We start from the raw sequence: 21,078 nt of genomic DNA on the forward strand, positions 1-21,078 counted from the left end.
GTCGTCGGCGCCTACTCCCGCCGCGTCGTCGGCTGGGCGATGGCCGACCACCTGCGCACCGAGTTGATCCTCGACGCCGTCGGCATGGCCATCCAGCACTGTCGACCCGCCCGCGACCAGCTCATCCACCACTCGGGTCGCCCCTGCCCGGATGAGCGGCGGTGAGAGGCTCGCGGGCGCTGGACGCCTGACGGACGGTTTGCTCGCCGAGGCTGACCACCACCACCAAGCGCAGCACATCGAAGGTGAGGCTTCCTAGAGTCGACGGTCAATGCCCAGCCCCTCCATGGTGCCCCGGCAGTCCACGCGCGGGCGACGCCTCCGGCTGCTGGCGGTGGACCTGCCCATGTCCCCGACCGTCACCCACCTGCCCACCCTGCCTGGCACCGGGACGACAGGTGCAGTGAGTGAACGTAGAAATCGGGGGCCCTGCACGTACTCCTCCACCCGCTACGGCGATCCCTTCCGCCTCAAGAGGCAACTGGGTCAGCACGATGAGGGCGCGTCGCGGCCGGCCGCAATAGATGATCTTTCCAGCACGCCGGAGGGCGGCCACCCTGCCGCGTCCGAGTGACGTGAGCTGCTGCGACGCCGTCGCCCGGCTGATCCCGGCGTTCCGCGTTCTGCCCATCTGCCAGCTCAGCAGCCCCAGAGTGCGGTGGATAGGCGCGTCCTGGATCTGCCGACCTACGGCGGGGCAACCGGCGCCGGCCTTCGACAGCGTCGCCTAGCGTGCCTTCTTCGTCGCCCGCTTTCGGGGCGGCGTCAACAGGTCGGCGATCGCCGTGATCGCGGACGGCACCAGGCGGTAGTACGCCCATACGCCGCGCTTCTCGCGCTCGAGCAGGCCGGCCTCGGTGAGGATCCGAAGGTGATGACTCACGGTCGGCTGGGAGAGACCAAGCGGCGCGGTGAGGTCACTCACGGACGCCTCGCCCTCCGGAGCGCTCTGGATCAGACTGAGCAGTCGCAGCCGGGCCGGGTCGGCGAATGCCTTCAGCACTCCCGCGAGCCGCTCGGCATCGGCACGCTTAATCGGCTCGCCAGCAAGCGGCGAGATGGCAGGCGTAGCTGGTTTCGCAGTTCCCACGTATCCCATGGTTCCACTAACACCATCAATCGGCCGGTGGATCCGGGATCGTGTCGCCGTCAGTTCGCGGGTAGGGAGCCTTGTCAACCCGTCCCGGCCGTGTCGACGGACGGGCGAGTGTCTGCATGGGCCGAGGTTGTCGGGATCTTGGGCCACTCGGCACGATGATCTGAGGGAGGGGGAGGGAGGTAGGTGCCGAGCATGTCCGGCTCATGTGACGTGGTCGTCGGGATGGCCAGGCGGGCTTGGCGGCCGGCTACTGCCTACGCCGCGCCGGCTGGATTACATCATCCTCGACAGCCAGTCGCAGCCGGGCGGACCGTGGCGACATCTTTGAAACCGGGGCTCCTGGGTGCCGGGGTCAGCGGGTGGGCGGACTGGCCGCGGCCGGTGTCGTGGTGGTGCGGGGCAAGGTGAGCGCGAGGGTCACGGCGGGGGCGCCCAGCGCGGCGCCGGCGATGAACGGGCTGGCCGGCCGGGCGGCGAACAGGATCCCGGCGAGGACTGGTCCAGCTAGGCGGGCCGTGACGGTGACGGTCTGGTAGACCCGGAGGACCCGGTGGCCCGGCGTCGAGCCGCAGTATTGAGCTCACGCCGTGGATGACCAGGGTCCGGGCGGCGGCGTCCATGGCCTGCGGGATAAGGGATGCGTCCTGGTCGATTCATCGAGCGCGCAGCGCCAGGTAGGCGCCCGCCGCGGTGGAACTCTGCTGTGGCGACGGGGTCTCATCCCGGGCCGCGACGAGGACCTCGTTGCGATGCTCAAGGGCGCGTTGCAGGTCGAGCTCCTGCTGACGCTGTTCCTCGAGTTCGGCCTGGGTGTCCGTGAGGTCGAGGGGGGCGAAGGCGCTGCACTCGGCCGCGTGGACGCCGAGCGGTTCGGACAGCCGAGCTTCGAGGTCCTTTATGCGCCGCTGCAGTCTGCGGGCGTGTTCGTGCAGGCTGGGGTTGTCGGGCGAGCAGGGATCAACGGCTGACTTATGGTGTGTGGCCGGATTCAACGGCGGTGGAACGGGTGCCAGCGGCCAAGAGCAGATCGGCGGTCTGCGAGTGGTCGCCTCGTAGCGCCCAGTCCAGCGGCGAGTAGCCGGTCCCTCGGTCTTCGCGAAGGTTCGGGTCTGCGTTGTGGGCGAGAAGTTCTCGCACGACGTCGGTGTATCCCCAGGCCGCCGCAGCGCAGAGGGGCGTTCCCTCCTGGCCGTGCCCGCTTTCGGTGTCCGGCGCAGCGCCGGCGGCTAGAAGAAGCCGCACGAGATCAACCGTGCCTTGCACGGATGCCAGGTAGAGCGGGGTCGTGCCCTCGCGGTCGGCCGCGTTGGGGTCCGCTCCGACGCGCAGGAGGGCGCTGGCGACCGCTGCGTCTTCGCGTAGCACCGCCTCCATCAGGCGCTTGGCGAGCTTCTTGCACTGTCGGTTGTTCACAGTCCTCAGGGTAGGTAAGTCGTGTAGTTCGGCGGCTGGCACCTTCAGAGCCACTCGGCGTTGGCCGCGACGTGGACGGTGCCCTGGTAGCGCACGACGAGCGGGTCGCCCGCTGCACGTGCGATGGGCGCCGCACCAGGGACCTCCCCGGTGCGGCGCCCGTCAGCGTCGTGCCCTCGGCCGTGGCGCCAGCTCCGTCGCCACCGCAGGGCTGTTTAGCGGGCGGTGGCGTACGTGGCGCAACCGATCAGTTCGAGCGACACCTGGAGCCGCTCGAGGCTGATGTTCCTGGCGATGGTGTCCTCTGGAGTGTGGTACGGCGGCTCCAGCAGCGCCGGACTCTCCTCCCCACGCCAGGAGAAGTTGGCACTGGCGATGCCGACCTCCTGGAAGGCCTGGTGGTCACTGGAGCCGCGCTGCGTCACCGGCGAGATCCGCGGGTCGTAGCCGAGGCGCACGGCCGCCGCCGCCACCTCGTCGGTGGCCCGGTTGGACTGGCCGGTGAAGGAGAGCAGCCAGTAACGGGTCGCCGGGTCCCAGCTCGTGGCGACCATGTCGTTCTGGTACACCGCGAGGAACCGGTCCCGCTCGGCCTGCGGGAGTTGGCGGACGTGGTGGCGGGCACCGAGCAACCCCTGCTCCTCCGAGCCCCAGAGGGCAAACCGGAGAGTGGCCTCGACCGGGATCGCGCGCAGCACACGGGCCAGCTCGAGGCAGAGCACCGTGCCGGAACCGTCGTCGTTGGCGCCGGGAGCGCCGATGACCGTGTCGTAGTGGGCGCTGACCATGACCACCGGCCCACCGGCGCCGGACCGCCCCGCGCGCTCGGCGATGACATTGTTCGACGTCAGGCCGCGGTGCGCGGAGGTGGCGACGGTGAGAGTGAGCCGGCCGGCGGCGAGCAGGCCACGCAGCCGCTCCTTCTGCGCCTGGGCCACCCCGACCACGGGGATCGGCACCGGCGAGCTGGCCGAGCCCGGCAGGGTGGGTGAGAACGCCGCAGTCCGCCGGGGCGGCACGCCGTCGGCCGCGAGGAACACGACGGCGGCGGCCCCGTGGGTCAGAGCGGTGGCGACCAGCTGCTCGCGCCGCGCCGCCACGTAGTCCACCAGCACGATGCGTCCGGTCACGTCCGCGGGGTAGTTCTCCGATGCGCCCGCGCCCACGTCCACCACGTCGCCGCTGACCGTGGTGTCCAGCGCGGCGTGCGGCGAGGCGCCGGCCTGCCAGTTCAGGTCGGTTGGCAGTCCGGCCGGCGAGGCGAGCTGGGCGAGGAACTTGTCCGCCACGGCGAACGGTTCCAGCCGGACGTCGTACCCCAGGTGGTCCAGTTCCTTGGCGATGTAGTCGGCGGCGCGGCGCTCGGAGGCGGTGCCGCCGATGCGCGGTCCGATGTCCTCGCTGAGGACACGCAGGTGCGACAGCGCCCGCTCGGCCGACACCTGCGCGATGATCTTGCGGTCGTCCGGGGTGAGCGCCGGCGGACGGTAGGCGCCGGGGCGCTGGTCGGTGGCCGCCCAGGCCGGTGTGGGAAGAGCTACGGTGGCGGCGCCACCGAGGGCGATCGTCAGCATCCGTCGTCGGTTCACGCTAGAGGGTGGGGAGTCGGTCGAGGGTGTAGCGGGATAGCCGCCGTTGGTCATGGCTCCTCCTGATCTGTTGCGACGCCGGGTCAACCGGTGGGTGACCGGGCTCACAGAGACTCGAACGTATCCACTTTCTCGCGAACCGTCCAAGATCTGTTCGGCGCAGTCACGGGGCCGTGCAGCTGCCCTGGCCAGGCCGGTCGGCCAGGCCGGGGGATTGGGCGCGGCCGGGCGGGTGGGCTCGGTGGCCGTACCTATCGCGACGAAGTGGACACTGCTTCTGATCATTGGCGCTGGCACCACCGGGTTGTGGTACCTGCGCCCGTGGCAGGACCTATCGGTGCGCGACGTGCCGCCGCCGCTGCCGCTCGGCGATGTCCGACCCTTTGGGACGCCGCCGGTGCGTGAACAGCCTGTGGCGCAACGTCCAGCATCGGTCATCGAATCGGGTGTTTTCCCAGCTGACCGGCGTATACGACGGTACGGCCGGAGGACTGTGCCGGTGAAATCACCATGACAACGTTGGAAACATTGCGCTCAGTACGGGGCAGCGCGAATTCAGAACCTGGGAGACCACCACTCAATGACGACCCCCAACGACCCTGGCCAGCACCAGCCGCCGGCTCCGGGTCAGCAGCCGACGCCGCCGACCGCCCAGTTCCCGCCGGTGCCCGCCGGGCAGTACCCGGCGCAGCCCGGCCAGTTCGCGCAGCAGCCCGGCCAGTACCCGCCGCCGCCCGGCGGATGGCAGCAGCCCGGCACGCCGGTGGCGCCTGCTGCCCGCAAGCGGCCCTGGCTGATCCCGACCCTCATCGGCGTCGGTGCGTTCGTCGTGCTGTGCTGCGGCGGGTCGATGGTGATCGGCCTGGCCAGCGACAGCGGCAAGAAGACCGGCGTGTCCGCCAGCAGCGACATCCCGGCCGTCACCACCAGCACCTCCGCCCCGGCCACGTCGGCCCCGGCGCCCGCGCCGGCGAAGACGACCGCGGCCCCCCCGGCCCCGGCTCCGGCCAAGCCGAAGACCTTCGGCATCGGCGACAAGGTGCGCGGCGGCGACTTCGAGTTCACCGTCAACAGCGTGAAGTGCGGGATCTCCCGGGTCGGCAGCAGCTACTTCAACCACAAGGCGCAGGGCACCTTCTGCCGGGTCAGCGTGACCGCCAAGAACGTCACCAAGAGCTCGCACCTGTTCCACGCCGACGGCACCATCACCGCCCAGGACGCCGCCGGCCGGGAGTTCGACGTCGACGGGGAAGCCGCCATCTACGACAACAACGACGCCAAGGGCTTCCTCGACGAGATCAACCCGGGCAACTCGGTGAAGGCGAACGTCTACTTCGACGTGCCGAAGGGCACGAAGCTGAAGACCATCACGTTCGACGCCGGCCTGTTCACCCTCGCCAAGGACGCCGTCGTCACCCTCTGACCGACCGCCCGGCTGGCAAGCGCGACCTGACGAAGAAAGGGCAGCCCCGGAGTCCTCCGGGGCTGTCCCAGATAGCCAGAGCCGTGGGCGACCCGAGTACCGGGCGTTGCCGAGCAACTTTGAGGGCTGCAGTTGAGGACCGTGTCGCCCAAGCCCGTACCGGCTTGGGCGGCACCGTGCGACACCTCCTTGGATAGCTACGCCGGCGGCTAGGACAAAGACGTCTGACCCGGACACCTGCGACGCCGCGTACTACTTCAAGCAGATGGGCGGCACTGTGGGCGTGAGGTACCCCCGTGGAGGTAGTGATCCCCTGCAGCACGCCGGACATCCGACCGGCTGCGACCAACTGGCCGCCGCGGGCGTGAGCGCCTTCATCGGCCGGGACGCCGGAGCGGCCCGAGGCGATGCTGTGGATCGAGCTGCGCGAGCACCGTCCTGCCGAGACGTTCGGCGCCCGCCTCCCTTCTTGCACCCGAAGGCGGACAAGCGCCCGTAGGTCACCCGGGTTGACGTACGGCTGAGCGGCGTACAGAACGTCGTACCCGGCGGACATAGTGGCCGGCGGCTCTATGACGGCGGCGACCGCCAAGAGGACGTGGGGGTTGCGAGAGTGGGGGAGTTGATGGCAGGGACTGTGCCGCTGGACGTGATCCAGAGCGACCGGGCTGCGGGTGTTCTGCTCGCGGCGGCAGGCGGTGACGCGTTGGGCGTGCCGTACGAGTTTCAACCGCCGCTTGCGGACGGCGAACAGCCCGAGATGCGCGGCGGTGGGCTCGGCCCGTACGCGCCCGGTGAGTACAGCGACGACACCCAGATGGCGGTGTGCATCGCGGAGGTCTCTGCCACCGGGGCTGATCTGCGCAGCAGCGACGCCCTCGATCGCATCGCCGGGAACTTCCTGCGATGGAGACGGGAGGGCGCCAGCGATATCGGGGCACAGACCCGGCAGGTCCTCGCCGCGGTCTCCCACCTGACCGGAGCGGGCATCGCCGCGGCGATGCGAGACGCAGCCGCTGACCTGCACCGGCGAACCGGCCGCAGTGCGGGTAACGGGTCTTTGATGCGCACCGCGCCGGTGGCGCTGGCCTATCTCGGCCAGCCGGAGGCGCTCGCCGAGGCCGCCCGCGCGGTCAGTGAGCTGACCCATCACGACCCCCTGGCGGGGGACGCGTGTGTGCTGTGGTGCGCGGGGATCCGCCGGGCGGTCCTCGACGGGACCTTCGGCGGGGTACGCGAGGGTCTGGACCTGCTACCCGCGCAACGCCGCGACCAGTGGGCGAGTTGGTTGGCCGAGGCGGAGTGCGAGCCGCCGGTGCAGTTCCGTCCCAACGGATTCGTCGTCGCCGCGTTGCAGGCGGCCTGGTCGGCGATCACCCACACCGACGTCCCGGACCACAATCCGGCCCGCGGCAGTTTCGCCTGCCAGCACCTTGAACGGGCTTTGACGGCGGCGGTCCGCGTAGGCGACGACACCGACACCGTCGCGGCGATCGCCGGGGCACTGCTGGGCGCCCGGTGGGGCTCCTCCGCGGTGCCCCTGCCCTGGCAGCGCATCGTGCACGGCTGGCCGAACCAGCGCGCGGCGGACCTGATCCGCCTGGCCGTGCTGACGGCCCAAGGCGGCCAAACCGGCCAGGGCGGATGGCCGGGCTGCGCCCGCGCGCCACGGCAGCCGGTCGCGCCGTTGCTGCTGGCGCATCCGCACGACCCCGGGGTGATCCTCGGCAACCTCCACACCGACGTGGCCGCGGCGGGCGCCAGCGCGGTGGTCTCCCTGTGCCGCGTCGGCTGCGACGACTTCGACGATGTGGCTGACGGCAACCGGGTCTCGGCGTGGCTGGTCGACCAGCCCGGCGCCAATGCGCAGCCGCACTTCGTGGTCGATCAGGCCGCCCGGATGGTGCTCGAGTTGCGCAAGGAGGGCCATGTGGTGCTGCTGCACTGCGCCGCCGGTCAGAGTCGCACGCCGGCGGTCGCCGCCCGCTACACGACCTTGACCACCGGTCTGCCGGCGGGCTCCGCGCTGGCCGAGCTGCGCGGGCTGCTCGGCGCGCACGGCTGGACAGTCAACCCGGAACTGCGGCAGGTCGTCGAACAGCTGTGACGGGTCGCGCCCGCAGCTGCTGTAGGCCACAGGACCGGCCGAGAATGCTGTGGCAGGCCAGGCCGGAACTATGCCCACTCATGATCGGAGCGGCCGCACAAACTGCCGGAACCCCTGGTGCGGCTGACCCGGCTCGCCTGCCCACCGGACCTGGATCGGGGGAGCGGGATGGAGGCAAACGGGCGCACTGACGGCAGTCAACCGCGCCCAACGGCACCGAACCACAGCCGACGGCACCCGCGTCCCCTCCTGGCGCAACGATCTGTCACTGCACCTGTTTAGCGAGAGGGGAGGCCAGTGAATTCGAACCCCACCGTCGTTGCGGCCGCGTATTCGGTCCTCAAGCGCGTCGCCGAGGAACGCCTCACGATGTCGTACTCCGCCTTGAGCGACGAGGTCCCTGGGCTCTCGCGTCGAGGCCCTTCGATGGTCGCGACGCTGATCGCAGTCGGTGAGCGCTCGTGGGCGGAGAAGCATGTGCTCCTGCCGGTACTGGCCGTGAAAGCTGGCCGCAATGGGCTCCCCAGCTCCGGCTTCTACGAGTCGTTGACAACCTACCGCCCAGAAGACGATCAATCCGACCCGAAGAGGGCTGCTCGCCGGGAGCGCGAGAGGGTCTACGCGGCCTACCCGCCAGAGCAGCAGTGAGAGCTCCTCACCCAGACGGTGGGCACCAGGCCCTCGGCAGCAGAACTATGAGGGGAACCGGGGGAGCCCCCCTCTACGACGGTCCGGCGGCGATCCGGGCTGGCGGCAGACCGCACACTCCGATCTCCGCCGTGAACACCCCCGGATAACTCGGCACCGTCGAACGAGCGGTGGTGAAGAACAGGCGTCGCTCAGGGCCCCGAACGCCAGGTTCGTTACCAGTGGTGCCGGCAGCGCAGCGGTCTCCAGCTCCGGCGTTTGTGGCTTTAGGCGAACGTCCGGAAGTCTGTCGCGGATGCGCGGTGCCGTGGGTACGGTGGCCGACGATTCGCATTCCCGCCAGGAGGGGCGTCCCGGCCACGATGACCAAAGCGGCAGAGCCGGTCTGGTACTACGACAGCCCAACAACCTTCACCGGCTCGCTTCAGCGCGGACTCGGCCGCGGCGCCTACCGCGCGCTGCGGGACCCGGCAGCGCCACAGGCCGTTTTGGCGTGCGTCAAGCGGGACTACCGCTGGGACTGGCTGGTCGACGAGCGCGCCGTCTACCTGGCCCGCCTGGCCCGCGATCTTGCGCTGCCGGTACCTCCACTGCTCAACCTGCTGCAGGAAAACGCCGTCGACGATGATGACAACACGTTCGACAACACCCTGGAGATACTGGAGGCACTGGGCCGCGCAGGCGACCGGCAAGCGATAGACGGACTGCGGCGGTACGTCCATGACGGCCCCCGCTGGGTCGACGTGCTGCACGCGATCGCCGCAGACTGGCCCCGCGAGTTATGGGACGACCTGCTGCCGGTAGCACGGACGCGGCTCGGGCAACGTGCCCACGCGGACGGGGTGCTCTGGCGCAGCCGACCATGGCGAGACTGGGCCGCCGTGGACGATCAGCTCGCCGCCGGAGTCGCGGAGTTCCCGCCGCGAAAGGCGCCGAGACGGCCACTGGAGCAGCAGTCGACCGAAGACCTCCTGACGGCGCTTCGCACCAGCAGCACCGACCAGCAGAAGGCCGCTCTGCGTGAGCTGAACCTCCGAGGGCCGCAGCCCGGCCTGCTGCCGATCGTGGAAAAGCTGCCCGCCACAGAACTCCACGGCCCGCTTGGCCGTGCCATCCGAATGCTCGGCCCCCGGGCGCTCCCACTGGCCCGCGCCTGGGCCACGCCCCCGATCCACCCGATGATCTGGACCGCCAGCCTGGTGCTGGCCAAGCACGGCGACGACTCGGACCTTCCGGCACTGCTCGCCGCCTGGGACTGGCTGGACGGCAGAACCGAAGACCGCTGTGGATACGACGCCCTCGCCGCCGGTATCGCTCGGATCGGCGGACCAGCTGCTCAAGCCGCGGTACCCCGACTCCGCCACGCCTGGTTCAGCCCGCACACCTTCGAGCGGGCTGCGTACTTGCGCGCCGTCACAGCACTCGACCCAGGTAACACGGACTCGCTGCTCACCGAGGGCTTGTGGGACTGCGAGAGCGACGTACGGCAATTCGCCGCCGAGCACACGCCACTGGACGACATGACCCGCAAACAGCTGAGCTACCTGCGCGACGACCCGATGGAGACCCCGGAGGTACGCGCCACCGCCGCCGCTCGGCTCAGCTGAGCGGACATGGGATTTGCGGCGCCTGGCGATGAGGCCGGGACCGATCCGCCTGCTCGCGTGCCTGTCCTCGTCCGCTCGATCCCGTCAGGAGACGGCCGGTGGCACGGCATGACCATGGGATCTGGTCAACGTGGCATGGCCGCGGCGTGCGCGTCAGCGAGCTCGTACAGGCGCTGGGGGTCGCCCAGCGGGCGGATTCCCTCGGAGCCTACTGAGACGTCCCTCGGGTCCAGCGTGGCAGTGTCTCGGAGTGAGGGCACGTCGCGGCCGGCACGGTCAACCAGAACGAGCGCGGTGGCGATGAAGCCTTCCAGCAAGGACCTGAGAATCGCATGGCTTGAGGACTTGTACTGCACGACCAGTGCGTCCACGAACCCGACGAACGCGTCCAGTTCGATGTCGTACTCGTCGGCGCGCGTGGGCCTGATGCCGGTCGGCACGCCTACCAGCGCAGTGACCGCCTCGCTGGTACGGACGAACAACGCGGCCACGCGGTTGGAAGGGTTCCACAGGACCAGGTCGCCCACCTGAAAGTACTGACTCATGTCGCCATGATCACGGATGGTCATCCGCTGACCCAAGCCACCGGGCATACGCATCGCTACAGCGGCCCCGGCCGGGCGAGAACCGAGATCGGCTTACCTTCTGCCGACGACCGGACGAGGCAGGTGAGGTCGAACGCGGTCGTGCCGAATTGCGGTCAGTGTTCTTGAGTCTCCCAGACCGGCAGCTGGGGCTCGTCGTTGTGCACGATGATGTTGGCGTGATCGGTCGGGCGGACCGTAGCGAAGTAGAACTGTTGGGAGGGGATGTAACGCTCGCGCCAGCGCCGCTCGACTTCGGCCCGAGATGACACCCGGCGCTCTCGGATCACGGCACGATCCACCGTCTTCTCGAGTGCCGTCGACACGAAGATGCGCAGGTCCCACCGATCAATTAGTTCCGGGCGCATGAGGAAGACGCCGTCGAAGACCAGCACGGCGTCGGCTGGGGCAGTCGTGACCGGCGGGGACAGCGCAGCATCCGCGGTGCGGTCGTAGACCGCGTGTTGGAAGCGTCGGTCTCCGCCCGGGCCGAGCGGATCGAGCAGAACCCGGGTCAGCGCGTCGTAGTCGTGGGTGTCGTAGTAGCACCCTTCGGCCGAGTACTCGCCGCGCGGATAGCGCTGTGCCCGGGGGAAGAGGAAGTCGTCGATCGCCGCGCGGATGACGTCGCGGCCCTGTTCGCGCAAGACGACGGCCAGCTCGTCGGCGAGGGTGGTCTTGCCGGCGGCGGGCGGTCCGTCGATGGCAACCCGCTTCGGGTGTGCGACTGTGACGGACCCGACCGCCTCGGCCAAGCGGCCGAGCATCTCGCCGCGGATGCCTTGGTCCATGTCCTGCCCCGTCCTGGTCTCGCGAAGGTCGCCGTGTCGGGCCGACCATATGCGCGCCAGCCCTTTCGTGCCTGCCAATGCCTGAGCGAGCGAGATTGCGCATGCGAAAGGCCACCCGCCGACTCAAGCACCTGGCCCAGGTCCCAGGACTCCGGATGCCGAGGATGCACCCTCACATGCTGCGCCACACGATCGTGACGACGATGCTCGACGTCGGCGTCAGCCTGCGCGGGTCGTACAGATCGCCGCCCGTGACGCCGACCCGTGAACCACCATGCGCTACGACCGGACCCGCAAGAACCTCGACCGGCACCCCAACTACATCCTGACCGCGGACGTGGCCTCCGGGACATAGCCAGCGCTCGCGGCTCTGCCCGGAAGAGCGCATTCGATCAAAGGATCAGACGGCAGAGAGGCCGCGCAGGCCGACAGCCTGGGTTGCGCGAGGCTTGCAGCGGCGATGGCGCAGAGATACGGTCCACGCCGTGATCGCTCCTGCCGATGTGCCCAGGTGTGGTGTCTGTGGCCAGCCAGGGGAAGGCAGGCATGAACATCAGAGGCCTGATGGCCCGTCCTCGGAAGCCGGCCGACGGATTGAGTACACGGTCGTTGACGTGCGCGGAGGAATCGCGAACGTCCAAACAGCTGCGGACCCTGAAAAGGTCTATCGGACCGACGCTGCCGTCTTGGCGATGCAGCTTGAGATCGACGCAGCCGACCTGGCCGGGCAGCGCTTCAGCTACTGGGTGACGCCCGCCCAGTATGGGGTCTTCCGAAGCGACTTTCGGCGCGTCGAAAGCTGAAACCGGTCCCTGTCCGCACGGCGGCGCCGGTGCAATGTCGCCACGGCCGTCCCGTGCACCGCCGTACTCGGTGAGGCTCACCAGGCCTGCTGATCATTGGCGTCGGGGGGAGGCGGCGGGGCGTACTGATTCCAGGTGCCAGCGCGGAAGATGTACAGCCGGAAGTAGGACTCTTCCTGGTCCATCAGGAACACCTGTACCCGCTGGGGGTAGCGCCCTGGCACCGCCCGAATCTGGGTGAGCAGCGCGTCCAGGTCCGCGTGATTGAGGACGCCGGCCCCAGAGCTCTTACTCCGGGTTCTTCCCACCACCCCAGTGGTTGGTTTCTGGGTCGGTCGGAATCTGTGGCGTGCCGACTCCCCGAGCCTGGTCGCCGTACACGGAGACGACCTCGGAGCTGCACGAGTCCACTACCGGCACCTCCGACGGGTCGCAGGAGGTCGAGAAGCCGGGCGGTCGGGCGGATCGCGGTGACAGGTCTTTGGCCATGTTGCGGCCGGTCTCGGTGAAGCCCAGCTGCTCGTAGAGGGCCCGGGCGCCGGTGTTGTGGGCGAAGACGTGCAGTGCGATTCTGGTCAGCGCGTTGTCGTGGCACCAGCTCTCGGCGGCCAGCATGATCGCGCGGCCGTAGCCCTGGCGGCGTACGTCGGGTTCGACGGCGACGTTGTAGACGAACGCGGTGTCGTGGGTGACTTTGACCCAGAGAAAACCGACCCGGCGGTCGCCGTCGTAGGCGTACCAGAAATGGTGGTCAGGGGTGGCGGACTCGTCGGGAAGCAGCTGCGCGTAGGTGCCGGCGGCGTTGCGGGCCGCGTCCTGCGCTGACTGGCCCGACGCGGCGAGGCTCTGCGCGTAGTGCGCCTCGGCCTCGGCCCGCCACGGCTTGTACTGATCCTCGGTCATCGGGTCCAGCCGTACGTCCGCCATGATCGACAACCTACCGAGTCGAAAGCACCCGCGCGCACTCTCAGTTCGCGACCGCCGGTCCACGGCGGACCTACCGTTGCGCGCATGTGAACACGTGCCCGTCGTGCCGTCGACCGATTCAACGCCTGTGTCCTCGGCCTGCGGTCGTCGCCCCGGTTCGGGAGGGCGGTCAGCCGCCGCCTCACCGTCGTCACCTACACCGGGCGGCGCTCGGGCACGACGTTCAGCATCCCGGTCGGCTACCGCCAGGCGGGCCACGTCGTCAGCATCGGCGTACGCTTCCCCGACGCCAAGGGCTGGTGGCGCAACTTCACCGAGGGCGCCCCGCTCGCCGTCCAGCTGGACGGCGTCGACCGCCCCGGCCACGGCCTGGCCCACCGCGACGCCAAGGGCCGGGTGAGCGTCACGGTCCGCCTCTGACACAAGCGAGGCGGACCGTCAGAGGCGAAAGGCAGCCGGCGACGCCGAGTTCGCCGGAGAAGACGACCTTCCAGGTGCCGCCGTAGCTGGCGCGGATGGACGATGAGGAACTCGCGGTACTCGACGGCCCGGTGCCTTCTGAAGGAGGCCGGGCTACCGCGCAGCCGAGGAGCGTGCGCAGGCTCGTAGGGTGAACGCCCTTCAAGGCCAGACATCCGGATCTGCCGCGAAGCGACCGGTGCGGAGCTGCCGGACCCGGCTCGGCACGTCTCAGCCGGTCGCGGTGGGATGGCCGTTCTGGAAGGCGAGCGATGGTCCGCGTCCACCGCGATCTTGTCGAGATGGTCGTCGAGGTTGAGGGATTCCTGCCAGGGCTCCTCGCCGGAAGCGGCGGCGAGCCGGTCGACGACGAGTTGTTCGAGGTCGGGGACGCGCTTGGCTTTCCAGATCTTGTCGGCGAGGCTGACGAGCAGGTCTTCGAGCTCGACGGCGGTCGTCCCCCAACTGGCATGCGTCGCGGCGAAGCGTGCCAGGGAAGGCTCGATGCCGGCGATGCGGATGGACCGGCACGGCGCGACCCGCCGGCTCAAGCATCTCGCTGCCAGCGCCGGAATCCCGGAGGCCGAGGATGCGCCCGCACATGCTGCGCCACACCTTCGTCACGACCACGCTCGACGCCGGCGTGGGCCTACGCGACGTGCAGATCGCGGCCCGTCGCGCCGATCCGTGTACGACCATGCGCACGTAGCGAGCACAACGAGCGGATCTGGCCGATGAGCGGTAGCCCGTCAGGCTCACTGATGGGCCTCCTCGGGGCGGATCACTCGGACCGAGGGGTCCGCCGCGCCTTCCCGGCACGATTACGAACGGCTACCCGACTACCACGCCCCAACGGTCCAATGGTCATCGTCATGACCCGCCGCCTCGCCCGCCACCAACACACCTGAAACCCTTACTTACCAGGCACTTCGATGCGCTCTAATTAGTAATAGTTGTCGATCGGCTGGCGCGCCTCGTCGAACAGCGCTGGCCCCTCGTACCGTACCGGGGGCAGCGGCGGGGTGGCCGGCTTGACCTCCTCGAACTGTTCGGTGGACAGGGCGTACACCACCCGGCCGAGGCCGGACCGGTTGATCGCGGTCGCGCACATCGGGCAGGGCTGGCAACTGGTGAACATGGTGGTGCCGACGGCCACGTCGGGGGCGAGTTCCCGGGCAGCCCAGCGGGCCAGCTTCAGTTCGGGATGGGCGGTGATGTCCGAGTCGGAGACCACGGTGTTGTGGTCCTCGATCAGGACGGTGCCGTCCGCACCGACCAGCAACGAGCCGAACGGCCGTTCGCCGGACGCCCCGGCCTGGCTGGCGAGTTCCAGGGCACGGCGGAGAAATTTTTCGTCGTCGGGGGTCATCGGTCCTCCTGGGATTTGTGGTGAGCGGCCACGGCCGCCAGTGTCTGCCAGGCGCGTTCGGGCTGGCGGATCTCGGTGAGATCGCCGTTGAACGGGTCGAGCAGCACCGTCTCCGCGCCGAGCAGACGGATCTGATCGATGTCGGCGATGATCTGGTCGATGGTGCCGACACCGGCGAGCCGGTCCGGGTCGGTGATTGGTTCACGGGTCTCCCGGAGTGCGATGCGCGGCGCCAACGCGGGCACCGGGCGACCGAGTTCGTCGGCCGTGGCCTTCAGCCGCCCAGCCGCCGTGGCCAGCCATCCTGGCGTTAACCGCAGCGGGTGCCAGGCGTCACCAAGCCGTACCGCGCGACGCATGCCGGCGTCGCTGTTGCCGCCGACCCAGATCGGGATCGCACCCGTGTCGTAGTCGTCGGTGTTCCGCCAGGCGTCGCGCATGGCGCCCAGGTACTCGTTGGTCAGCGCGCCGCGCTGCCGGAACGGCACGCCGAGCGCCTCGAACTCCTGCTGGGCCCAGCCGACGCCGACGCCGAGAACGAGCCGGCCACCGCTGAGCCGGTTGAGGTTCGCCGCCATCCGGGCGGTGAGCAGCGGGTGCCGGTACGGGACGATGAGCACCGTGGTGCCCAGCCGGACCCGCCGGGTCACCCCGGCGAGCCAGGACAGCGTGGTGAACGGCTCGTAGAAGGGCGCCGGATACTGCTCGGCCACGTCGGGGGTCACCGCGATGTGGTCGGAGACCATCAGCAGGTCGAAGCCCAGACCCTCGACCGTCTGCGCCCACTGTCGCAGCACCTCCGGGTCGGTACCCGGAGCGAAGTTCGGTACGTTCACGCCAATCTGCACGGGTCCTACGCTAGCCAGGGTGAACCCGGCGTGTGAACACCGTGATCCCTGCCTTCGCTGGCCTTTGCCGTGGATCCGCCGGTAGATTGGCCCGATGGCCGAGAATCATGATGCTGTCGATTGGGCCATCCTGACCGAGTTGCAGGGCGACGGCCGCCTGCCGATCACCGAGCTCAGCCGCCGGGTCAAGCTGAGCGCGTCGGCCACCAGCGAACGGGTGAGGCGGCTGGAGGCGATCGGTGTGATCAGCGGCTACCGCGCCGAGGTCGACCTGCCCAAGGCGGGCTTCGCCGTGCTCGCGGTGGTCCGGCTGAAGTACCCCGGCAGCCGGCACGAACCGCTGCACCGACTACTGGAGCGACGGTCGGAGATTCTGGAGTGCCTGCGCACCACGGGAGACGACTGTTACGTGCTGAAGGTGGCCGCGACGTCGATGGCGCACCTCGAACAGGTCGTCGACGATCTCGCCGGGTTCGGCAGCACCACCACCAACGTGGTCTACAGCGCCACCCTGCCCTATCGCGGCCCACGCCTGACGCCGCCCCGCTCGTGACCGGTGTATGAACGCCCCCCCGCGGCTGAACCTCGCGGACATCCGCTTCTGGCTCCCCTTTGTGTCTGTCAAGACAACGCTGTGAGCAGGGTTCTAAGCTGAGTCTCGGCGGGTCCGAGAAGCGAATTCTCCGAAGAGCCGGCTTGGGGATGTGAGCTGGTCACGCTGGAGTCAGTTGTCGTTCCCCGGTGTCCTTCCGGACCCGCCGCCGTGGCGGCCACGGCGGCGTTGATCATGTGTCGGTAGACGATGTCGGACAGGCGTCGTTTCGGTGCGCGCATAGGGGTCTTTCACCGGCATTCGGAGTTATCGACACCCGGCTGCCTGCACGCACGGTGGTGCCGTATCCGCTTCGCCAGGGCCGGCGCGGTCAGCGGTGCGAGTTGAGGGTCGCCAGGACCGCGGCGAACTCTTCGGGTGCAAGGACGATTCGGTTGCGGTGGCGCGCCTGGGAGCCGCGGCGCCAGATCGGTGTCTCGAAGTCCCTTGCGGGATCGCGAGTCGAGACCCAGATCTGCCAGGCATCGAAGTTCACGGCCTGACCTGCCCAAGCGCGGGACACATGCGACCAGGGAATGACGCGTGTGCGGAGCACCATGCGAATCTTGATGCCGTAGTCACTGACGTAGACGCCTACCAGCGTGATCCGCCACAGCATGGCCTGCCACATCAGTACGAAAAGGACGACGATGGTGGTCACCGCGGCCCCAGGTCGCTCGCGCGAGGCGACGCCGCAGAGCGGGAGGAGGCCAGCTACGGACATGCCACTGGCGACGACGTAGCGCAGGGTATAGAGATCGTCCTGGTCGCTGTGGTAGACCCGATCCCATGTCGGCACGGGCCGCATCGTATGAATCGACGGCAAGCGGTTGAGGATCCGCCGGCTCGGTCGAAGCTGCCCCAGCCGCCTCGCGAGGATTCGGCTGCCTCCAACAGGACGTACCCTGATGCCGCAGACCGAGCGGTTGAGGTGCGCGGCTGGATCGCCGGGCGTCGCTGGCTCTACGGCGTCTGGCCGCCACCGTGGATGGTGCTGGCGATTGTCAGAGGCCCGTGGTCGTGGACGACGCTTTCCGCAGCCGGCACGTGCACGAGGAGGTTGTCATGCCGGGCCAACGTCGAGACCGTCCTGGGCGTCGAGGTCCTGCCCCCGACGTCCGTCGAGCGACCGGGGCGCCGGCAGCCCGGTGAGTCGGGCTGGCCCACAGGCAGAGGCTGCGGCACCGGCGCGGCGATAGCCTGCCGTCATGACGAGCGCCGAACTGGATGAGTTGATCGTTGCGGACGCCGACGCGCTGCGCGCGTGGTTGTCGGCCAACCACTCCACGTCGCCCGGTGTCTGGCTCGCCCTGACCAGGAAGGGCGGCACAGTCACGACGCTGACCTGGCAGCAGGCGGTCGACGAGGCCCTGTGTTTCGGCTGGATCGACGGGCAGGCCCGTAAACGGGATCAGGAAAGCTCCTGGATCCGGTTCACTCCTCGCCGGCCCCGCAGTTCCTGGTCGCAACGCAACGTCGCCCACGTGGCCCGGCTGGAGGCGCAGGGGCGAATGCTGCCCCCAGGCCGCGTCGCGGTAGAAGCCGCGAAGGCGGACGGGCGGTGGGCGGCGGCCTACGCCCCGCCGTCGGAAGCCGAGGTGCCGGCCGACCTCCTCGCCGCCATCGCTGCCGATCCCGCCGCCCAGGCCATGTTCGACGTACTCACCAAAACCAACCGGTTCGCTCTCATCCACCGCGTCAATGCCGTCAAACGGGCGCAGACCCGCGAGCGGAAAATCGGCGAGTTCGTTGCCATGCTGGCCCGTCACGAGACGATCTACCCGCAGAAGGCCAAGCCTCCGAACTCGCCGTAATCGGCATCTCATGATCATGTGCACTTGTCCACCGCAGGGCGGGCGCGGCCCTGCGGTGCCCAACCTTGGCACCGCCCATGAGGTGGATCGCTCAGCGTTGCCACAGGAATGCGGCCGTCGCGCATGCTCGGCAGTAGAAGGCGTAGCCGCAACCGCCGCCGCCGAAGTTGATCGAGGTGCGGTGATCGTGGCCTTCCTCAAGCTGCGCGACAAAAGTCATCGATTCCGCACAGTTGCTACACCTGGGCGTCTCGTCGTTCTGCAGCCAGGCGGGCTGGCCACCAAGCTGGCCCAGGACCTCCCGCACAGGCCGGCCGCTTCGCCGGTGCCAGCGCTCAGGAGCGTCCAGGTAATCCTCGGCGTCGATCTCCTCGAACTCGACCGCGCAGCTTTCGTCGAGCAGCGTGATGCCAACTCCGGGCGGGGTTCGGGTATGTGCGGCGTCGGCAAGAAAAATGAGTGCTCGATTGCCGCCGGCGGTGGGATCCCACTCGTCGCACATGCCGGGATCGTTCTGGCACATGAAGACCGAGAGCAGCCCGCCCCTGCCTGGCTCCACGTCCGCCAGGTTGACCTGCGCCAGGAATTGCATAGGTCCCGCGCATTCCCGGCACCGCGGCCACTCGAATTCGGACGGTACGTGCGGGAACCCGCCCGTGCGAGTCCCGGAGGCGTCGTCCGCTGCCGGACCGCCGTAGGTCATCAGCTTCACCACGGGAGCAGGCTACGGGCGGACACAGGTTGGCAGGAGGGCAGGGAGCGGATTCGAAACAGATCAGGGGCGGAGCGTCTGCTCACCGGGGGGCGGCGGGAGGCTGGTAGCCACGCCCACCGGGCTGGGTCTCCTGCCATTCTTCGACCAGTGCCGACCCGACAATCACCACCGGAACGACTGAGGTGCCGACGACGAGCAGCAGGCCGAGCGTGGCGAGCAGCCAAGCCCGCCCCGCATTCTTCGGTCGTCGAGCCCGCAGCCATAGCCACACCGCGACGGGATACGCGATGAGCGTCGGTACCCCGATCACGAGGGGTGGGCTGAAGCCCGCGTCACCAGTGATGCCCACCAGCACGAAGAACCCAGCGGCCGGCAGCCCGCAGATGCCGATCAGGCACATGACCGTGATCAAGAGTGCGCTTGGCAACCGCGATGGCCGGGCTTTCTCCACGCGGTAACCGTACCGACCGGGTACGGCGTCGCTACGAGCAGCGACGCGGTACGGCCCGAGCGGTGCGCGCGGTCAACGGATCAGGCTCACGGGCGAGCCTCCTCACGGACGGTCAGATTCACGCCAGATTTGACGGCCTTCCTGAGTTCACTGTTCTGCCGCGGACCGTGCGCTGCGGAGCGTCACGATCGCTTGAGCCAGGCGCGTCCGTCGTGGCACCCCTCTGTGTCAAGAGGCGGCGAGGAGTGGTGTTCTAGGCTGGGGTTCGGCGGGTCCGGGAAGTGACTGTTCCGAAGTGTCGATCATGGGGATCCGGTCGGCCGCGCTGGATTGAAGAGTCGCCCCCACGTGTCCTCCCGGGCCCGTCCTGGTCTTCTTGGCGTCTTTGATCATTTGCTTGTAGACGATGTCGGACAGCCGTCGCTTGAGTGCGCGCATGGCCTCCATCGGTGTCTTGCCGGCGGCGAGTTTGCGCCGGTAGTAGGCACGGCCGTCGGTGTCGTGACGTAGCTGGACGACGGCCATATGTGTAGGGCCCGGTGATGCGCCGGTTCCCGGCCCGGGACAGGCGGTGGCGTTGCTGGTCATCGGATAGGCGTCCAGGGGTGCGGTGCCGTTCCACGAGGCGAAGTGCCCGCAGGTGGCGAAGCGGCTGATGTCCGCGACGTCACCGATCAGGCGGGCGGTGCCGGACGGGCCGATGCCGTGGAGGTCCTGCAGGCTGCTGCCCGTGGTCTCAACGGTCAGTTCCTTGTCCGCGGCCTTGATCTTCTTGTCGACCTGGACCAGTTCGGTGATCAGCTCGGACGCGAGCCGGCGGCGGGTGCGCCCGACCAGATCACGCGGCCGGACGGTATTCAGCAGGGCGCGGGCCTGCGGGGCGGACAAGAACTTCTCTGCCCCGCAGGGCAGTAGTTCCAGAGGCAGTTGGTGGATGCGGTCGAGCAGATCAGTGCGGGCGTGACCGAGACCGTCACGGCGGTCGGCCAGCAGCCTCAACACAACGGTCACGTCGTCGACGGTGACTTGCCGTAAACCCTTGGCGGGTAACGCTGCAACAGCGACGCTGTGGGCGTCGACCGGGTCGGTCTTACGGCCCTGACCGGTGTCGAACACCCGGGCCCGCGCGGACAGTTTCGCCGGCACGTCCACCACCGTTTCGCCGTCAGCGACGAGGCGCTGGGCGATGTGCCGGCCGATGCCGTTGCAGCCCTGGAGCCTCTGCGCGCCACGGTGACCGGCAGGACGCATGCCATGAGTGAGCCACACCAAACCGCGGTGGGCAGCCGGTGAGAGAGCGACCCCACCGGTCACCTCGACCAAGCCTGGCCGGGCTGCGGTCGTACCACCGGTAGATAAGTAGCCGATGTGCGCGCACCTGACCTTGCTTCAAGGCGCCCCTCCGATGTCAGGCGAGGGCGCGGGTGCGGCCGCTCCGCACGGCCACCAGCGTCGGCACGACGCGAACCACAATTCTCCACCGAAACACTGGGCGAGCCGGCCGATCCGCCTACCTGACCCCGTCCCGCCTCAGAGCGAGACAGCGCTTCCGCAGATGCCCACGCCGAGCCCGTGTGGACGGACATCGTGGCAGCTCGGCCTGACGGCGCCCGACTAGAATTCACGCCATACCATGCGCGACCTGCCGATTCTCGGTGTCGCTGCGACTTCCCAGTCTTGCGACTAGCCCATCGTGGACCCGGTCAACGTGCCGTCGACGCGGCGTGGCAAGCAGACGAGTGACCAGGTCCACTCACCGCCATGGGATCGACGACAGATCATGTGCTACGGTAGCCGAGTTGCAGTTTTGATTTCCGTAGACGTTTTCCGGCGCCTGAT

General features: G+C 68.9%; 21 protein-coding genes. 8 read left to right on the plus strand and 13 right to left on the minus strand.

Features of this window, described 5'->3' with window-relative positions; translation table 11 throughout:
• Window positions 1-727: 727 nt before the first annotated feature.
• On the minus strand, window positions 728-1,099 hold the full coding sequence (locus V6U79_RS28830; RefSeq protein WP_334616610.1) for an ArsR/SmtB family transcription factor: 372 nt from the start codon (window positions 1,097-1,099) through the stop codon (window positions 728-730).
• Between the two features lie 587 nt (window positions 1,100-1,686).
• Here V6U79_RS28830 and V6U79_RS28835 point away from each other — a divergent pair.
• Window positions 1,687-2,067 (plus strand): hypothetical protein, encoded by a 381-nt coding sequence (locus V6U79_RS28835; protein WP_334616611.1) that lies wholly within the window; start codon window positions 1,687-1,689, stop codon window positions 2,065-2,067.
• Window position 2,068: 1 nt separating this feature from the next.
• Here V6U79_RS28835 and V6U79_RS28840 read toward each other — a convergent pair whose 3' ends face one another.
• Both V6U79_RS28840 and V6U79_RS28845 read right to left on the minus strand, forming a co-directional pair.
• The gene (locus tag V6U79_RS28840) at window positions 2,069-2,512 is read right to left on the minus strand and encodes an ankyrin repeat domain-containing protein (RefSeq protein ID WP_334616612.1); all 444 of its coding nucleotides are present in this window, start codon (window positions 2,510-2,512) and stop codon (window positions 2,069-2,071) included.
• A gap of 215 nt (window positions 2,513-2,727) precedes the next feature.
• Window positions 2,728-4,086, minus strand: a complete 1,359-nt coding sequence (locus tag V6U79_RS28845) for a M28 family peptidase (protein ID WP_334616613.1) — start codon at window positions 4,084-4,086, stop codon at window positions 2,728-2,730.
• 595 nt (window positions 4,087-4,681) lie between these two features.
• On the opposite strand from V6U79_RS28845, the gene V6U79_RS28850 reads away from it, so the two are divergent.
• The 4 genes from V6U79_RS28850 to V6U79_RS28865 all read left to right on the plus strand — a co-directional run bounded on the left by V6U79_RS28850 (window position 4,682) and on the right by V6U79_RS28865 (window position 9,886).
• Window positions 4,682-5,524, plus strand: a complete 843-nt coding sequence (locus tag V6U79_RS28850; RefSeq protein ID WP_334616614.1) for a DUF4352 domain-containing protein — start codon at window positions 4,682-4,684, stop codon at window positions 5,522-5,524.
• 637 nt (window positions 5,525-6,161) lie between these two features.
• On the plus strand, window positions 6,162-7,631 hold the full coding sequence (locus tag V6U79_RS28855; RefSeq protein WP_334616615.1) for an ADP-ribosylglycohydrolase family protein: 1,470 nt from the start codon (window positions 6,162-6,164) through the stop codon (window positions 7,629-7,631).
• Window positions 7,632-7,928: 297 nt separating this feature from the next.
• Window positions 7,929-8,279 carry a hypothetical protein gene (locus tag V6U79_RS28860; RefSeq protein ID WP_334616616.1) on the plus strand — a complete coding sequence of 117 codons (351 nt, stop codon included), beginning with the start codon at window positions 7,929-7,931 and terminating at the stop codon, window positions 8,277-8,279.
• A 362-nt stretch (window positions 8,280-8,641) separates the two neighbouring features.
• Window positions 8,642-9,886, plus strand: coding sequence for a hypothetical protein (locus V6U79_RS28865; RefSeq protein ID WP_334616617.1), 1,245 nt, complete (start codon window positions 8,642-8,644; stop codon window positions 9,884-9,886).
• A 125-nt stretch (window positions 9,887-10,011) separates the two neighbouring features.
• Here the strand turns inward: V6U79_RS28865 and V6U79_RS28870 are convergent, their stop codons facing one another.
• Both V6U79_RS28870 and V6U79_RS28875 read right to left on the minus strand, forming a co-directional pair.
• Window positions 10,012-10,455, minus strand: coding sequence for a DUF6086 family protein (locus V6U79_RS28870; protein ID WP_334616618.1), 444 nt, complete (start codon window positions 10,453-10,455; stop codon window positions 10,012-10,014).
• 131 nt (window positions 10,456-10,586) lie between these two features.
• Window positions 10,587-11,261, minus strand: coding sequence for a cytidylate kinase family protein (locus V6U79_RS28875; protein ID WP_334519975.1), 675 nt, complete (start codon window positions 11,259-11,261; stop codon window positions 10,587-10,589).
• A gap of 614 nt (window positions 11,262-11,875) precedes the next feature.
• On the opposite strand from V6U79_RS28875, the gene V6U79_RS28880 reads away from it, so the two are divergent.
• Entirely contained in the window at window positions 11,876-12,064 is a 189-nt protein-coding gene (locus V6U79_RS28880) for a hypothetical protein (protein WP_334519972.1), read from the plus strand.
• A gap of 288 nt (window positions 12,065-12,352) precedes the next feature.
• Here the strand turns inward: V6U79_RS28880 and V6U79_RS28885 are convergent, their stop codons facing one another.
• From V6U79_RS28885 to V6U79_RS28900, 4 genes are all read right to left on the minus strand, one after another.
• Window positions 12,353-12,991: a GNAT family N-acetyltransferase gene (locus V6U79_RS28885; protein WP_334519969.1), complete on the minus strand. Its 639-nt coding sequence runs from the start codon at window positions 12,989-12,991 to the stop codon at window positions 12,353-12,355.
• 239 nt (window positions 12,992-13,230) lie between these two features.
• Window positions 13,231-14,001, minus strand: a complete 771-nt coding sequence (locus V6U79_RS28890; protein WP_334616619.1) for a hypothetical protein — start codon at window positions 13,999-14,001, stop codon at window positions 13,231-13,233.
• A 392-nt stretch (window positions 14,002-14,393) separates the two neighbouring features.
• Window positions 14,394-14,819, minus strand: coding sequence for a nucleoside deaminase (locus tag V6U79_RS28895; protein WP_334519963.1), 426 nt, complete (start codon window positions 14,817-14,819; stop codon window positions 14,394-14,396).
• Window positions 14,816-15,667 (minus strand): LLM class flavin-dependent oxidoreductase, encoded by an 852-nt coding sequence (locus V6U79_RS28900; protein ID WP_334519961.1) that lies wholly within the window; start codon window positions 15,665-15,667, stop codon window positions 14,816-14,818. Before V6U79_RS28900 ends, V6U79_RS28895 begins: the two co-directional genes overlap by 4 nt.
• Window positions 15,668-15,761: 94 nt before the next feature.
• On the opposite strand from V6U79_RS28900, the gene V6U79_RS28905 reads away from it, so the two are divergent.
• A complete protein-coding gene (locus tag V6U79_RS28905) occupies window positions 15,762-16,220 on the plus strand; it encodes an Lrp/AsnC family transcriptional regulator (protein WP_334519959.1) in 459 nt (152 codons plus the stop codon).
• Window positions 16,221-16,590: 370 nt separating this feature from the next.
• On the opposite strand, the gene V6U79_RS28910 is transcribed toward V6U79_RS28905, so the two are convergent.
• Entirely contained in the window at window positions 16,591-17,058 is a 468-nt protein-coding gene (locus V6U79_RS28910) for a hypothetical protein (protein WP_334519957.1), read from the minus strand.
• A gap of 409 nt (window positions 17,059-17,467) precedes the next feature.
• On the opposite strand from V6U79_RS28910, the gene V6U79_RS28915 reads away from it, so the two are divergent.
• On the plus strand, window positions 17,468-18,073 hold the full coding sequence (locus V6U79_RS28915; RefSeq protein WP_334519955.1) for a YdeI/OmpD-associated family protein: 606 nt from the start codon (window positions 17,468-17,470) through the stop codon (window positions 18,071-18,073).
• A gap of 91 nt (window positions 18,074-18,164) precedes the next feature.
• Here the strand turns inward: V6U79_RS28915 and V6U79_RS28920 are convergent, their stop codons facing one another.
• From V6U79_RS28920 to V6U79_RS28930, 3 genes are all read right to left on the minus strand, one after another.
• Complete coding sequence (locus V6U79_RS28920; protein WP_334519952.1) at window positions 18,165-18,788, minus strand: DUF1963 domain-containing protein; 624 nt, start codon at window positions 18,786-18,788, stop codon at window positions 18,165-18,167.
• A 79-nt stretch (window positions 18,789-18,867) separates the two neighbouring features.
• Window positions 18,868-19,239 carry a hypothetical protein gene (locus tag V6U79_RS28925; RefSeq protein ID WP_334519950.1) on the minus strand — a complete coding sequence of 124 codons (372 nt, stop codon included), beginning with the start codon at window positions 19,237-19,239 and terminating at the stop codon, window positions 18,868-18,870.
• Between the two features lie 228 nt (window positions 19,240-19,467).
• Complete coding sequence (locus V6U79_RS28930; protein WP_334616620.1) at window positions 19,468-20,490, minus strand: IS110 family transposase; 1,023 nt, start codon at window positions 20,488-20,490, stop codon at window positions 19,468-19,470.
• Window positions 20,491-21,078: the final 588 nt, after the last annotated feature.

It is taken from the genome of Micromonospora psammae (genome assembly GCF_036902725.1).
Classification (GTDB): domain Bacteria; phylum Actinomycetota; class Actinomycetes; order Mycobacteriales; family Micromonosporaceae; genus Micromonospora.